The sequence below is a fragment of the Spirosoma sp. 48-14 genome, assembly GCF_001898575.1.
Taxonomy (GTDB): domain Bacteria; phylum Bacteroidota; class Bacteroidia; order Cytophagales; family Spirosomataceae; genus Spirosoma.
This window is the reverse complement of sequence record NZ_MKUD01000042.1, coordinates 100,684-113,900: the sequence shown is the minus strand read 5'-3', so window position 1 is coordinate 113,900 and position 13,217 is coordinate 100,684. Positions and strand designations below refer to the sequence as shown.

Genomic DNA, 13,217 nt, shown 5'->3' with positions numbered 1-13,217 from the left:
ATATGGAGAAACTTGTCGAATCTTGAAAAAATTATACCATTTTTCTTGCATGGAAAGACAGTACCACGAAACACGACCACTACGGTATTGGCTGTCTGATCCACCCAACATTAATGATTATGTAAAACCTGTTGCTTGATATCGCGAATACGGTCGTTGAAGTTCAGATTTGGGAAGTCGATGTGCGGCACCAGAATGGTCTGGAGAAGTTCGGTGACCCGTTCGTCGTGTGGAATACGCTTCCCCGTTAGCACACTGACGTATTTCGACGTCACCCAGAGCACATTCTTGAGCTGCGTTTTCCCATCGTCGGTCATGATGTACTCCGTAACGGTAGTATCTTCATTGAAATAAATGAGCCGCGACATGATTCGAATCCATTCACTCACCAACGCTGGACGGATATACGCAATCTGGTGCTGATAAACAACCCAGCTCGTTTTCAACTCCCGAAACAACTGGCCTGGACTAAAATCATATAGTTTGGCGACCTGATCTTCCCGCGCATTAAAGTAATAGTCGAAATATTTGGCATTGTTGAGGTGTTGAAGCGGATCGCAGTCCTGAAACCGAATAATCACCCGCGATTCGGTTTCGGTTGGGTAGCTGCGATTGGGGTCACGATGAAACATAGTCTAAATAGCACCGGCCACCCGGCGTGATTGAGCAGATTGATGAATGAAAACAGATTTTGCTTTCTGCAAAAGCCCTGTTTCGTACAGGCAGGTTAAGCAAAATCCTGTAAATCTAAAAATCCGTTGAATCCCGCTTCAGAATTTTTCTGCAATATTTACGTTAGTACAGCAAAAAACACGGATTTCATCAATTCCTAAACACATATGAAGCGTATGCGTTCTCTTCTGTCACTGGCCATACTGGTATTCAGTCTCACTGCTTTTACCTCTGCCGACGATTCGGATGCGGTAGTTGGCACGTGGCTCAATGGCACAAAAAAAGGGCATGTTCAGATCTATAAACAGGGTGGTACTTATTTTGGTAAGCTTGTCTGGCTGGGGCAACCTACCGATCCAGCTACCGGCAAACCTCGCACGGACGAGAAAAACACGGATGCCTCCAAACGCTCTCGCCCGTTGATGAATATGGTCTTAATGTACAATTTCAAATACGATGGCGGTAATGTCTGGGCCGACGGCAAAATTTATAACCCCGAAGATGGCAAAGAGTACAACTGCAAAATGACCCTTCAGGACCCTAACACACTGCTGGTTCGCGGGTATGTGGGTATTTCATTATTGGGCAAAACCCAAACCTGGACACGGATAAAATAGATTGATTGTCATTTGCTTCGCGTCATTCGTAATCAGCTTGCCTGAATAGTTTACGGCGGATGTCGACCAATGACGCGAAGCAAATAACCAAGCCAGACGTAAAGCAAATGGCCACAACTACGCTTATCATTGGTGCAGGCCCGGCTGGGTTAGCCATTGCCGGTCGGCTGGCGCAAAAGGGGCTGCCGTTTACGATACTGGAAGCCAGCGACCATATCGGGTTTTCGTGGCGAAACCACTATGATCGGCTGCATCTGCATACGGTCAAGGAGTATTCAGCTCTCCCACACGTCCCATATCCTGCTAGTTATCCAACCTATGTTTCGCGGCTGGACTTTGTGGAATACCTCGAACAATATGCCGAACGGTTTTCCATAAAGCCGCTCTTTAATCAGAAAGTTGTCAGTGTCCGACGGGGCACATCGCCCGATGGGAGTTGGCATGTTCAGACCGAAACGCATACGTTTACGGCCGATCGTGTGATTGTAGCAACGGGCTACAACCGCTCCCCCAACATCCCCGATCTGCCGGGGCAACGCAATTTCCGGGGAATCATTTGGCATAGTCATGAATACCGGAACGGTGCCGCCTTTCGGAATGAGCAGGTACTGGTGGTGGGTATGGGCAATACGGGTGCCGAACTGGCGCTGGACTTACTCGAACACGACGCACATCCATCCATTTCGGTACGTAGCCCCATCAACATCATCCGACGCGATATGTTCGGTCGTCCAGCGCAGAATACGGCTATTTTACTTAGCAAACTTCCCAATTGGCTCTGCGATCTGATTGCAGGCTTTACCCAAAAACTGACTGTCGGTGATATGTCGGCCTATGGTTTAGGCAAACCCAGGCACCCACCTACTTATGATAACCGACGCGGGAAAACGCCTGTCATTGATATTGGTACCATCGACCAGATAAAAGCCGGGAGAATCAGGGTTGTACCAGGTATCGAACGGATCAATGCCAAAACAGTCACCTTCACCGATGGCCAGGAACTCCCGTTCGATGCAATTATTCTGGCAACCGGCTACCGGCCTGGCCTGGCCACGTTTCTGGATAAATCCATTACAAATCTCGTTCTCAATGAGCGGGGTTACCCCAAAAGCCTGTGGTTCAACGATTCGGCATTGAATGGCCTTTATTTTCTAGGCTTTACAACACCCCGATCAGGCGTTCTTTTCCATCTGAATGTCGACTCCGAGCGGATAGCAGAACACATTACGCAGAACAATTCCCTTCCAGTGTAGTTTATAGACTAGATACAGAGTTGGAGAACATAACGCTGATACATCCTTGATGTAGTTAACAGGTATGAATCTCTACCACTCGGTGTTTCATCCATTTTTACAACGTTATAACCACTACAATCATGAACGAGACTACATTGAAAGGTGCCTGGAACGAAATGAAAGGTAAAATTAAACAGGCTTATGGCGACCTTACCGATGATGACCTAGCCTACGAAGAAGGTCAGGAAGACGAAATGTGGGGTAAAATCCAGCAAAAAACGGGTAAGACGAAAGATGAAGTCAAAAAAGCTGTAGCCGATCTGTAATTCATACCGTTTTACTTTACTTCCCAACCGAATCGGGTTAACGAAGCTTTTTTCTATAGCAGCCAGCAGGACAGTTATCATGTGTCCTGCTGGCTGCTGGTTTTTAAGGGTAACAAATTTGGTTTTTCTTCAAAAAACAGCGCCTATGTAGTAACTTGTCACACCAAAAAGCCGCTATTGTAGTGGCCTTCTATTCCTACACATAAGCTAACATAGCCTGTTGGATACACCTGTTGTACTAATTATCTATAACCGTCCAGATAAAACTAAACGCTCATTCGAGGCTATTCGCGCTGTCAGGCCATCCTGTTTGTACGTTATTGCCGATGGCCCTAAAGACGAACAGGATGCTTCACGCGTTCGGCAGGCTCGGGAAATTACCGAACAAGTTGACTGGAGCTGTCAGGTTCGCCGAATATATGCTCCAGATAACCTTGGCTGTGGCAATCGGGTAGCGAGTGGTCTTGATCTTGTGTTCAGTGAATGCGATAAAGCCATCATTCTGGAAGATGATATTGTAGCAACGCCCGCCTTTTTCACATTTTGTGAACACATGCTAACCCGCTATGAGCACGACTCCCGCATCATGTCGATAGCCGGCTGGAATGGGCTCATCTCCTATCAGGCAGCTACTTGTGATGCTTTTCTTAGCCAGTATTCGAGTATTTGGGGATGGGCTACCTGGCGACGTGCCTGGGCATTGTATCAATTTGAACCAGGCTGGCCAATTGAGGAGTTCGACGCCCGTATACAAGCTTACTACTCTGACTCCTTTCGGCCCAAGCTCCAGCGGCATAAATACGTACATCAATTCTGGAAACAGTATAAATCCTGGGACCTGCAATGGGCCATGACAATCTCTATGTATTATGGTCTAATAATTACCTCAACGGTTAACCTGTGCCAGAACATCGGCTTCGACGGTGAAGCCACTAACTTAACCTCATTTAACATCCGGGGATTATTCCCGGCTTTTAATCCAGCAATCGAAGAAAGCTCGTTGATTGTCGATGAGAAACATGGCCCAGTACAGGACTGGTACGATTATAGCGTGCTGCTGTTAACCCTCTTTAGCCAGTATCAGGATATTCGGAAGTTGGCATTGCTGCATAAACACCCGCAGTTCTTTCCCAAACATCAGAACCGGGTAGGCTGGGAAAGTTCGTTGCAGCCTTTCAACGAACCAGGGCGATGTATGCAGATCATAAACCATTTAGAACACTTTATCACGCACCCTGAATTAACCAAATGTAAGGACGTATTTCAACGACTTATTTAGTCTACATGGTCATCTCAACCCTACTTATTTGTCGAAATGCCCGACCGTTTATAGAATCCTGCCTGGCCAGTATCAGACAGCAAACGCATGCCCCCGACGAAATCCTTGTTGTTGATGGGAACTCGCAGGACGGCACCCTGGAGTGGTTACGTCAACAACCCGATATCAGGGTTATTTCCCAAATGGGGAATGGCATAGCCAACGCACGGAACACGGGTATTTTGGCTGCCAGTGGTGATTTCATTGCTTTTCTGGATGCCGACGATAGCTGGAAGCCCGAAAAGCTAGCCCGCCAATACACGCTTTTGAGCCAAAAGCCAAACCTTCAGGCTGTGACTACCTTCTTAACTAAATCAAATGATTCCGATGGAGCCGAATGGGTCGCAATGACGCCCGGTGGCTTTCTATTCAAGCGAACCGTCTTTGACCAGTTCGGACTTTTCAACGAAGAATGGACCGTAGCTTCTGATCATGAGTGGTTTATGCGTGCTATCCGGCAAGGTTTTTTGTATGAAGTTATCCCGGCCATCCTTCTTCTGAAAGGTATTCACGACCAAAACCTGTCAATTACCAAACGGAAGCACTACCGCACCGAAATGATGGCCATTATGCGGCAGCAACAATCGTTATGAAGCTCCTTTACGTCATTCCCCGAATGACATACGGGGGAGGTATGCCGGTCATTCTTACCGAGCTAAAAACCATGCGATGGCTTGGTGTTGATGTGTCGGCCACCGTTATCGTTCTGGAAAAAGGAGTAAGTACTCAGTTTATGACCGAAGCGGTGGCCAATGGTGTGAAAGTGCTGTTGGCTCCATCGTCGGTGCTTGCTGGCAAACTCATCAGTCAGGCCGATCTAACAGTTGTTCATTACTGGAATTGCCCTTCCCTGTTTCGTTTTTTTCGATTTCTTGCCGACACGCAGGTTCCTCACAGGCTCTGCCTGAGTGTACGGGTCAATGGGCTTACCTTACCTCAGGTTGTACCGCAGTGGGTCTATGCCAATGCCGATGCCCTGGTTCGCCTTCATCCTCGCACGCCAACAACAGACCTTCGGCCGGGTATAGAATCCCTCATTCTACCCAGCCTGATCCGGCTCCCCGATCTCGATGCTCCCCCACCCGCACCCGATTTTAGCACCTTCAGGCTATTTCATGCCGGTACGCTCAATTATTTTAAGACTCATCCTCAGCTAATCGCCCTGCACGAAGGTCTGGCAATCAATTCGTACGGCTTCGATATTTGGGGCAGTGGAATGGATAGATTGTTTGAGAACGATCTGGCGGTGGCCCAACACGCTGTATACCGGGGTTTTTCGACCAATCTGTACGCCGACATGGCACCTTATCATGTACTTTGCAATCCGCAAACCGCCCTCTCCTACGGCTCATACGATAAAATCATGTGCGAAAGCCAATGGATGGGAAAGCCCGTGATTGCCCTGAAAAACAGCCACATAGCCGATCATATCCATACGAATATCAATGGTATAGTTGCCGACGACGAATACCAGTACCGGGTCATTCTTGAAATGCTATCGGCTAAACCCGAAGTTTATAAAAAGCTGTCGCAAAGTACGTTTGAGTATACACGAAACCATTATAAGCTTACCGACTATGTAGCAGCACTTGTCAGGCTTTATCAGCGAATGATTCAATTGCTGCCTAAAGCAGCTAATACAGCCTGTATTCCTCACCAACCGCTCGAAGCAGCATTAGATGGTCTGGGAAACTGGAAACAGCGACTGACTGATACTCCAGGACTCCTTTCTCAGGAAGAGATTATGTATGCACTGCGCTGTGAAGGGGGCCTGATTCATTACTATAAAGACTATCCTGACGATTCGGCACTACGTACGCAGATTGCTCAACTGCTGGCGCTTGAAAACTCCCTAGCTTCATGAACATTGCTCTCCGTTTCTGGAAACAGTACACACACCTTCAACTAGTTAATTCAGTAGCATTAGTATCGATGGGTGTTACGCAGGCGATCATTCTATACCACCTCATCAACCAAAGCGACAGTACTTATAAAGGTATATTCCTCAGAGGTATTTCGTTAATCATACTCCCTTTTGCTTCCACGTATTTTGCTAGCCGAATGGCTTCGTATAATACTGATCGGCTACAAATGACCTTACTAAATAATTTTTCCCGTACACGGACCAATGATCTGGAACAGGTTCATGCCAACGCTTTTAGCAAAGCCATGGTCAGTGACATGGATCACTTGTTTCAGTTCTGGCGCGAGCTCTTTATCAACATCGGTCTGAATGTACCGATTCTGCTTTATCTGGTATGGGCTTTACTATCAAAGAGCCGACTTACTGAGCTTATTAGCGTCTCGGCTTTTGCGATGGCCTTATTCGGATTCGCGTACCTGATAAACCGATGGGTGAAAATCCGCCAACGTCAACATAGCCAGGCTTATCTTACAGTACTGGACCGCATACAGAATTATGTTGACAATGCGTTGCAGTTTCGACTTTACCACAGCGAAGCTCAATACCTCAACGGCCTTCGAAATAGCCTCTCACAGTTCGGTCAATTAACGGCCCAATTGAGTCAATATCGTCAGATGTACACCACAACTGTTGCCTCTATATTACTTGCGACTATTTGGGGAGGGCTTTGGCTACTCCAAACCAAAGCTGACTTATCGGCGGCCGATCTGGCTATTGCCACACTGATACTACTGGAAATCAAGCGGATCAGTGCGGAAGTGCTCAATATTCTTTACACCTATCAGAAAGCGAACGAAGGTGCCGAACGAATCAGTAACTGGTTGAATACGCCACTACCGGAAGACGCCACCACCGCACAACCGATGCTATTCAAACCCGTTCGCATCGAAAATCTGACATTTACCTACCAGGGTCAGGCACATGCCATTCGGTACCCGGACCTTGCTATTGACATCGGCGACAAAGTATGGCTACAAGGCTATAACGGCCAGGGAAAATCGACGCTATGGAAAATCCTGACAGGTCTGTACACCAACGCAACGACAACGGTATGGATCGATGCGATACCCCAACATAGCCATGGACGCGTACCGTTCTGGCGTCAGGTAGCAGCCGTTACAGAACCTCCCCGTTGTTATAGTGGCTCACTCTGGGAAATCATCGGCAACTTTTCGGCCAACCGGGAAGAGGTTGTTAGCTGGCTTTCCGGTCGCCAGCTTTTAGATCATTTCAATACATATCCGCACCAATTGGATACACAGTATGATTCGGTCACGCGAAATTTATCGGCTGGTCAGTTAAAATGGCTCCTGATCGTTCAGGCTTTTTTTCTTAATCCTGACCTGTTGATTCTGGATGAACCGTTTTCTTCACTAGATGCCGACCGTCAGCAAACCACCCTTTCGCTAATTCATCAATTAGCTACTAACACGACACTGATTGTGATCAGCCACCATCAACTCCCCATTGCTTTTACGAAAACGATCCAGCTATAACGATGCATTGTCTGCCCAATTCAACCGAGCAACTGCTGGTAAAGGCCATCCTCGACCCCAATACCGAATCCGGGTATAAAAACTTCCTGACCTGGCAAACTGCGACCGACTTTCGGGGGGTGGTACCCAAATCGGTGATTCGGCTGTTACCCATGATCTGGCATAAATACAAAGCTCAGTTAATTACGAATCCGCAAAAGGATCGGCTGGGGGGGCTTTACAAAAAAAGCTTCTACAATAACTCCCGGCTCTTTCAGCAACTGAAATCAATTGTAAACGTTCTTGAGCAGGGTCACTTTACGTATGCATTTACTAAAGGTATTGCCTTGCATACGTATGTGTACCAGGACCTTGGCTCTCGCCCGATGAATGATATCGACATCCTGATTGCGCCCGGTGATTTTAAACCGGCACTTGATGCGCTGCAACAACTGGGCTACACCCTCAAATACCCCAGGCTTTCCGTCGATACGTATATACGGGGCTACATGCATGCCTGCACCTTGACGCATGAAACCCTGAAAGACATCGACTTGCATTATTATCCGGCCCCTTATCACACCCAACACCTTACCAACGACATTTTTCTGAATGACACCCAAACCCATGCCTTCAGAGGCCTTTCGCTCCGGTTATTATCGCCCCCGAAATTAGCCCTTTTTCTGATGCTTAACTATCAGTTTATCAATGAGTGGCACTGGATTGTAGACGTTGCCTTTCTGACCCGGAAATATCCGGTCCCTTTGGCTGATTTACGGTTGATAACCCAGCAGACTGGCCTTTATCAGGTTACTCTTCAACAACTTTTGTTTCTGTCAATGGTCTGTAATTTAAACGCTTCGGAAGAAATCAGCTTTTACCAAAGCCAACCCACATCGCTCACCAATCGTTGGCTGATCAGATCGAAAAGGTTTTGTGATGCAAGATGGCGGTTAGGTGTTCTGACCAATGCCAGTGGCTTATCTACCGAGCACACGCTCACAATGCCAATTGTATACGCCATTCTTCGCTGGTATTATCGCTCCCTCCGACGAACACAACCCAACGAGCTCGTTGGCAAAGCAAATCGGTTTATCCGCGACATTCTGAGTCTCTCCTAATAGGCGCTTTGGTCAGAAGACTTTATTGAAAACCTGCGAATCAGCACATCGCTATAAGTTCCTTGAGATACGCGTAATTTTCAGTCATATCAGGAGACAGATTTATCTGAATAACAGGCAACTCCCGAACCATTCTTCGGATAGCCTGTATACATAACTGGCCTGAAGCCCGATGCTGTACAGCAAAGGCTAAGGACGAAGCCAGGTAGGAAAACCCAACCTGTGGGCTCACATAGGTGTGCGACAGGGTACTCCCCTGACGTGTCAGGCAAAAAATGGCTTTAATCGGTGCCTGCGAAACAAACCGATCAGTACAATGCGTCAATGTGCTAAAAAAAAACTTTGAATCTCCTTTTTGTAGAAACTTATCGCTCGTGATATAGGGGTTAAGGAATGGGAGTGCCTCCTTGCGGATGCGGAACGTCGGATAAAACCCATACACGGTCGTTGGCTCATCAGCCTGAACAAAACAAAAATCATCCGTCACAAATTGCCCTCCATGTACTACCCAGGTGGCAGCCGTAGTCGATTTACCCGTATTTTGTTTACCCGGAATGAGTACAAATCGATCGTTGGACCCAATAACGGCAGCATGCAACGGGGTATAGCCTTGCCGATTCAGGATCTGAACGAGCAAATTAAGAAATGGGTAGCTGAATGTGAATACATCGTCCAGCCATTCGGGAAGCGCAAAGAACCGGGCAGAATCCGTTCGCTGGGTATAGGACAGAAAAAATCCGGCTCCCAGAAACAACCAATCCTCCCCGTGTTGCGCCCAGACAACATCCTCACGCGTAAAATGAGGCTGCCAGTAAGCAACCCGATGTATTAGGTAATCGCCCTCAACCCAGTCGACCCAGACAGTACGCGTAGTCCATTCAGAACTTTTTTGTTGCAATACAATCCCTGTTGACAAACGCCGTAACACCGATTGGGGTGCTCGTATACCCAGTTGAATCTGCTCAGGAAGCAGCCAGAAGCCCTCAGTCATTTATTTCTTATGCGGCCAGCCTAAATCAGAAACATCATGAATCGGGTCGAGCTTGATCAAATCGCTAACATCATCAAACTTTTCGAGCACTGGTGTCTCCTGCACACTCAACGAAGTCAGGTCAGGTTGACTGGAAGAAAGCTCCTCTGCCTGAACAAGAATACCTTCAGTAAGAAGTTGCTCAATATATACCTCCACGTCCCGTAGCCATTCGCCGTCAGCACTCTTCGCCAGATAGTCCGATACATCTTCAGTAGCGCAACCGTCCTGAAACAACCGTAAAATTGCCGGACCCGAGCCTTTCAGCGTATAATAAACACCGCTCTGCATATGAATGAGCACTATCTCTTCGTCGAAGTCCTCAAAATCGAAACTGGTTTTATCAAAAATGGCTACCATAGAGTGAGGTACAGATTATATTGCTTTTGGTCAAATGCCCCGAAACTAGCCATAAAACAGGATTTCCCAAAATGTACCTTCCTGGCAGCGAGGAACTAAACCTCAACTAGTTACTCGTTAACCAGAGGGGTCACCACTCGTTCAGGAAAGTTCATTCCGATTAATCGGTCTCACAGCCTCCTCGTTTTCTCCACAATCACGCAATTATTGTCGCGTTGCTTTTCCAGAACATAATCGCGTATTTATACGGTCAACTCTATTCAGATCAAGAACCTGAATGAGTGACTGCCTACAATAGCAAGCCAGCGATACCTTGGCTAAAAACGATGAAAATAATCCATTTAATACCCTGTCAATGTGTAAGTTTTGTATATTTCGGCTTGGTTTAGGCGCCAACTCAACTAATCACTATTGCGAGCTAAACAATTCGTTAGCTAGTTGGTACATCTTAGCGAAAACTGGTTATTTATACCTGATCTTTTCATATGAAGTGCAGTCATTTGATTAGTCTTCTTTCGATAATTTTATTCATCGCTGTTGTGCTCGATGCCTGTACCAAAGAAGATACCAGTTCGAGCATTTCTCCGCTGTTGAATACCCCAACTGTCACTGCATCCGTCAGCAATCCAATAACCAACGACACGGCTTTACTCGGCCAGGCTTTGTTCTGGGACCCCATCCTGTCGGGCAATAAAGATATTGCCTGTGCGACCTGCCATCATCCCAACAATGCCTATACGGATGGCCTTGACCTCTCCCTCGGCACCAATGCAGTTGGCCTCGGGCAAAACAGGCAGTTCCGGTCTCCCAACGATATACCCGTTAGCATGCGAAATGCCCCGACTCTTCTCAACGTCGCCCTGAATGGCATGGATAGTAACGGAAAGTATGACCCGTCGACGGCACCCATGTTCTGGGACTCACGAACGCAAAGCCTCGAAAATCAGTCAATAGGCCCCTTATCGACATTTGAGGAGATGCGTGGACACGCGTACAGTGAAACCCTTACCCTCGATAGCCTGGTAGCCCGACTATCAAAAATCACAGAATATCAGCAACTGTTCCAGAAAGCGTTTGGTAGTGGACAAACGATCACAGCCTCAACCATACGTAAGGCGATTGCCACGTTTGAACGTACGCTTGTCGCCATGAATTCACCCTATGATCGGTATCTGAAAGGCGAGAAAACGGCCCTGAACGATCAGCAACTACAGGGGATGTTTATTTTTAAGGATGAAGGCTGTGCTATTTGCCACGCAGGGCCGATGTTTTCCGATTATAAACTCCATGTTTTATCGGTGCCGGACAACCCGAAACGAACCAGTACCGATGCCGGTGCGGCAGGCACGTATGCCTTTCGGACACCTTCGCTACGAAACGTTGGGATGACAGCTCCCTATATGCACAATGGGACGTTCAAAACGCTGAAGCAGGTGCTTAAATTTTACGACGATATTGGCGAGCCCATTTCCCAGAATCCGAATGTAACGGTGCAACAGTTAGATCCTAAAATACAGCGAATCGCCCTGCGCGATGCGGAGCAGGACCAACTTATTGCCTTCCTGAACGCACTGACCGATCCATCTTTCAACCAGTTTATTCCAGACCGTGTCCCGAGCGGTCTCCATCCGGGTGGCAATATTCGATAAGACGCCTTCAGCCTGACCAAATCAATCCTTTCTCTCCCATCGCCCTAACTATTCATAGCTCAAAATAGTCGATTAGTTTATTATTTCTTCTGTTTCGCTCAAACAGATTGATTCAGCTCAGAAAAACTCATTTCCTTTGGGCATTCATTCGCTACGCCCATGAAACGGCTCATTTTCATCTATTTACTTTCCCATTCAATTGCCAGTCAGGGGCAAACCGTTGTCGCTTCGGTGCAGGAAGCACTCGCAATGGCCCGTCGGAATAATCCCGACCTGCTGAATGCTCGTCAAAACCGACTGGTACAGGGCCAACAGCAATCGGCCACTCGGGCAGCGCTGCTTCCTCAGGCACGCTTTTTTACCAATTTCGATTACAATTTTTCGCTGCCCGTTCAACTGATTCCACTCGTTTTGCTGGGTGGCCCTGCTGGTGAATACCGCAGTGTACAGTTTGGCTTACCCTACGTACTCGCAGCAGGGGCCGAAGTAACGGTTCCAGTCGTCAATCGACCCGCCCGTGCCGACATCGGTATTATAGAACAGAACCTGCGCATTACCGATACTCAGAATCTGGTTCTACAGGACGAAGTATCGACCCAAACGGCCCGCGTTTACCATGCTACGTTACTTACGGCGGCCGCCATCCGACTGACTCAGCGCAATCTCTCTGCAGCCGACACACTCACCCAGATTGCCCGCGACCGGCTGGATAAAGGCCTGATCGAACCGCTGGAATACAATCGAATCCGGTCGGTACAACTTACTACGGCCGATGTACTCTACCAGAATCAACTGGCCTACATCCGCAACCGAAACCAGCTCAAACTGATTCTCGGCCTGGCTCCTACCGATAGCCTGGTTCTCTCGGAAGATTTGGCCAGTCGACCAGCCAGCATTCCGATTCCTGCAACAGCGCTTTCGCTGATCGAGCGACCGCAACTAACGTTACAACAGGCGCGGGTCGAGTTATCGAGACTACAACTAAATCGGGAAAAGCTCCAGCGATGGCCTACCCTTTCGGCATACGGTCGGTACACGGAACAGGCGCAACGAAGTGAAATCAACTTCCTGAACTTTAGCCAGCCGTGGTATGAAATCGGCGTTGCCGGACTTCAGTTCAACTGGCCGATCTACTCAGGTGGGTTACGTACCAGTAACATCACCCGCGCCAGGCTGCAACTCAAAGCCGCCGAAATGGCTCTTAATTATGAGCGCAATAAACAACAAACGGATAACGAAGACATTCGCAATACCTACAATCAGGCGGTTCGATCGCTGGATCTGAACCAGCAGAATTACGAGCTCAGTGCCCAGAATGTACAGATCGCCCTGATCAAATACCGATCTGGCCTGTTCGCCTACGACCAGTACCTAAACGTATTCAACGAAGCGCTGACCGCCCAGAACCGGTATTTGAACAACCTTTCGAACGTATTTATTAACCAAACGATCCTTCAAATTCGAAGTGGCCAATAAAATCGGTATAGGGT

General features: G+C 47.8%; 13 protein-coding genes. 10 read left to right on the top strand and 3 right to left on the bottom strand.

Translation table 11 applies throughout. The features are described from left to right. Positions 1 to 110: 110 nt before the first annotated feature. Positions 111 to 632 (bottom strand): thioesterase family protein, encoded by a 522-nt coding sequence (locus BGO59_RS21420; RefSeq protein ID WP_293686575.1) that lies wholly within the window; start codon positions 630 to 632, stop codon positions 111 to 113. 207 nt (positions 633 to 839) lie between these two features. Between BGO59_RS21420 and BGO59_RS21415 the strand changes: the two genes are divergently transcribed. The 8 genes from BGO59_RS21415 (at position 840) to BGO59_RS21380 (ending at position 8,688) form a co-directional block, all read left to right on the top strand. Beyond that, on the top strand, positions 840 to 1,289 hold the full coding sequence (locus BGO59_RS21415; protein ID WP_293686574.1) for a DUF2147 domain-containing protein: 450 nt from the start codon (positions 840 to 842) through the stop codon (positions 1,287 to 1,289). Between the two features lie 59 nt (positions 1,290 to 1,348). Next, on the top strand, positions 1,349 to 2,542 hold the full coding sequence (locus BGO59_RS21410; RefSeq protein ID WP_293686573.1) for an NAD(P)/FAD-dependent oxidoreductase: 1,194 nt from the start codon (positions 1,349 to 1,351) through the stop codon (positions 2,540 to 2,542). Positions 2,543 to 2,664: 122 nt separating this feature from the next. Beyond that, the gene (locus BGO59_RS21405; protein ID WP_080056491.1) at positions 2,665 to 2,850 is read left to right on the top strand and encodes a CsbD family protein; all 186 of its coding nucleotides are present in this window, start codon (positions 2,665 to 2,667) and stop codon (positions 2,848 to 2,850) included. Positions 2,851 to 3,070: 220 nt separating this feature from the next. Beyond that, a complete protein-coding gene (locus BGO59_RS21400) occupies positions 3,071 to 4,129 on the top strand; it encodes a hypothetical protein (RefSeq protein ID WP_293686572.1) in 1,059 nt (352 codons plus the stop codon). A gap of 5 nt (positions 4,130 to 4,134) precedes the next feature. After that, the gene (locus BGO59_RS21395; protein WP_293686571.1) at positions 4,135 to 4,761 is read left to right on the top strand and encodes a glycosyltransferase; all 627 of its coding nucleotides are present in this window, start codon (positions 4,135 to 4,137) and stop codon (positions 4,759 to 4,761) included. Beyond that, complete coding sequence (locus tag BGO59_RS21390; RefSeq protein WP_293686570.1) at positions 4,758 to 6,032, top strand: hypothetical protein; 1,275 nt, start codon at positions 4,758 to 4,760, stop codon at positions 6,030 to 6,032. Before BGO59_RS21395 ends, BGO59_RS21390 begins: the two co-directional genes overlap by 4 nt. After that, on the top strand, positions 6,029 to 7,588 hold the full coding sequence (locus BGO59_RS21385) for an ABC transporter ATP-binding protein (RefSeq protein WP_293686569.1): 1,560 nt from the start codon (positions 6,029 to 6,031) through the stop codon (positions 7,586 to 7,588). Before BGO59_RS21390 ends, BGO59_RS21385 begins: the two co-directional genes overlap by 4 nt. 2 nt (positions 7,589 to 7,590) lie before the next feature. Then, a complete protein-coding gene (locus BGO59_RS21380) occupies positions 7,591 to 8,688 on the top strand; it encodes a nucleotidyltransferase family protein (RefSeq protein WP_293686568.1) in 1,098 nt (365 codons plus the stop codon). A gap of 40 nt (positions 8,689 to 8,728) precedes the next feature. Here BGO59_RS21380 and BGO59_RS21375 read toward each other — a convergent pair whose 3' ends face one another. Together BGO59_RS21375 and BGO59_RS21370 are read right to left on the bottom strand one after the other, a co-directional pair. After that, a complete protein-coding gene (locus BGO59_RS21375; protein ID WP_293686567.1) occupies positions 8,729 to 9,679 on the bottom strand; it encodes a hypothetical protein in 951 nt (316 codons plus the stop codon). Continuing rightward, on the bottom strand, positions 9,680 to 10,078 hold the full coding sequence (locus BGO59_RS21370) for a PqqD family protein (RefSeq protein WP_293686566.1): 399 nt from the start codon (positions 10,076 to 10,078) through the stop codon (positions 9,680 to 9,682). Between the two features lie 485 nt (positions 10,079 to 10,563). On the opposite strand from BGO59_RS21370, the gene BGO59_RS21365 reads away from it, so the two are divergent. Continuing rightward, positions 10,564 to 11,727, top strand: coding sequence for a cytochrome c peroxidase (locus BGO59_RS21365; protein WP_293686564.1), 1,164 nt, complete (start codon positions 10,564 to 10,566; stop codon positions 11,725 to 11,727). Positions 11,728 to 11,886: 159 nt separating this feature from the next. Then, positions 11,887 to 13,203, top strand: coding sequence for a TolC family protein (locus BGO59_RS21360; RefSeq protein WP_293686562.1), 1,317 nt, complete (start codon positions 11,887 to 11,889; stop codon positions 13,201 to 13,203). Positions 13,204 to 13,217 lie beyond the last annotated feature (14 nt).

What these genes read in the sequence shown, in the direction of transcription:
- BGO59_RS21420 (WP_293686575.1), bottom strand. Translation starts at nt 632, where the DNA reads ATGTTTCATCGTGACCCCAATCGCAGCTACCCAACCGAAACCGAATCG.
- BGO59_RS21395 (WP_293686571.1), top strand. Translation starts at nt 4,135, where the DNA reads ATGGTCATCTCAACCCTACTTATTTGTCGAAATGCCCGACCGTTTATA.
- BGO59_RS21415 (WP_293686574.1), top strand. Translation starts at nt 840, where the DNA reads ATGAAGCGTATGCGTTCTCTTCTGTCACTGGCCATACTGGTATTCAGT.
- BGO59_RS21385 (WP_293686569.1), top strand. Translation starts at nt 6,029, where the DNA reads ATGAACATTGCTCTCCGTTTCTGGAAACAGTACACACACCTTCAACTA.
- BGO59_RS21405 (WP_080056491.1), top strand. Translation starts at nt 2,665, where the DNA reads ATGAACGAGACTACATTGAAAGGTGCCTGGAACGAAATGAAAGGTAAA.
- BGO59_RS21390 (WP_293686570.1), top strand. Translation starts at nt 4,758, where the DNA reads ATGAAGCTCCTTTACGTCATTCCCCGAATGACATACGGGGGAGGTATG.
- BGO59_RS21410 (WP_293686573.1), top strand. Translation starts at nt 1,349, where the DNA reads ATGTCGACCAATGACGCGAAGCAAATAACCAAGCCAGACGTAAAGCAA.
- BGO59_RS21360 (WP_293686562.1), top strand. Translation starts at nt 11,887, where the DNA reads ATGAAACGGCTCATTTTCATCTATTTACTTTCCCATTCAATTGCCAGT.
- BGO59_RS21365 (WP_293686564.1), top strand. Translation starts at nt 10,564, where the DNA reads ATGAAGTGCAGTCATTTGATTAGTCTTCTTTCGATAATTTTATTCATC.
- BGO59_RS21375 (WP_293686567.1), bottom strand. Translation starts at nt 9,679, where the DNA reads ATGACTGAGGGCTTCTGGCTGCTTCCTGAGCAGATTCAACTGGGTATA.
- BGO59_RS21370 (WP_293686566.1), bottom strand. Translation starts at nt 10,078, where the DNA reads ATGGTAGCCATTTTTGATAAAACCAGTTTCGATTTTGAGGACTTCGAC.
- BGO59_RS21380 (WP_293686568.1), top strand. Translation starts at nt 7,591, where the DNA reads ATGCATTGTCTGCCCAATTCAACCGAGCAACTGCTGGTAAAGGCCATC.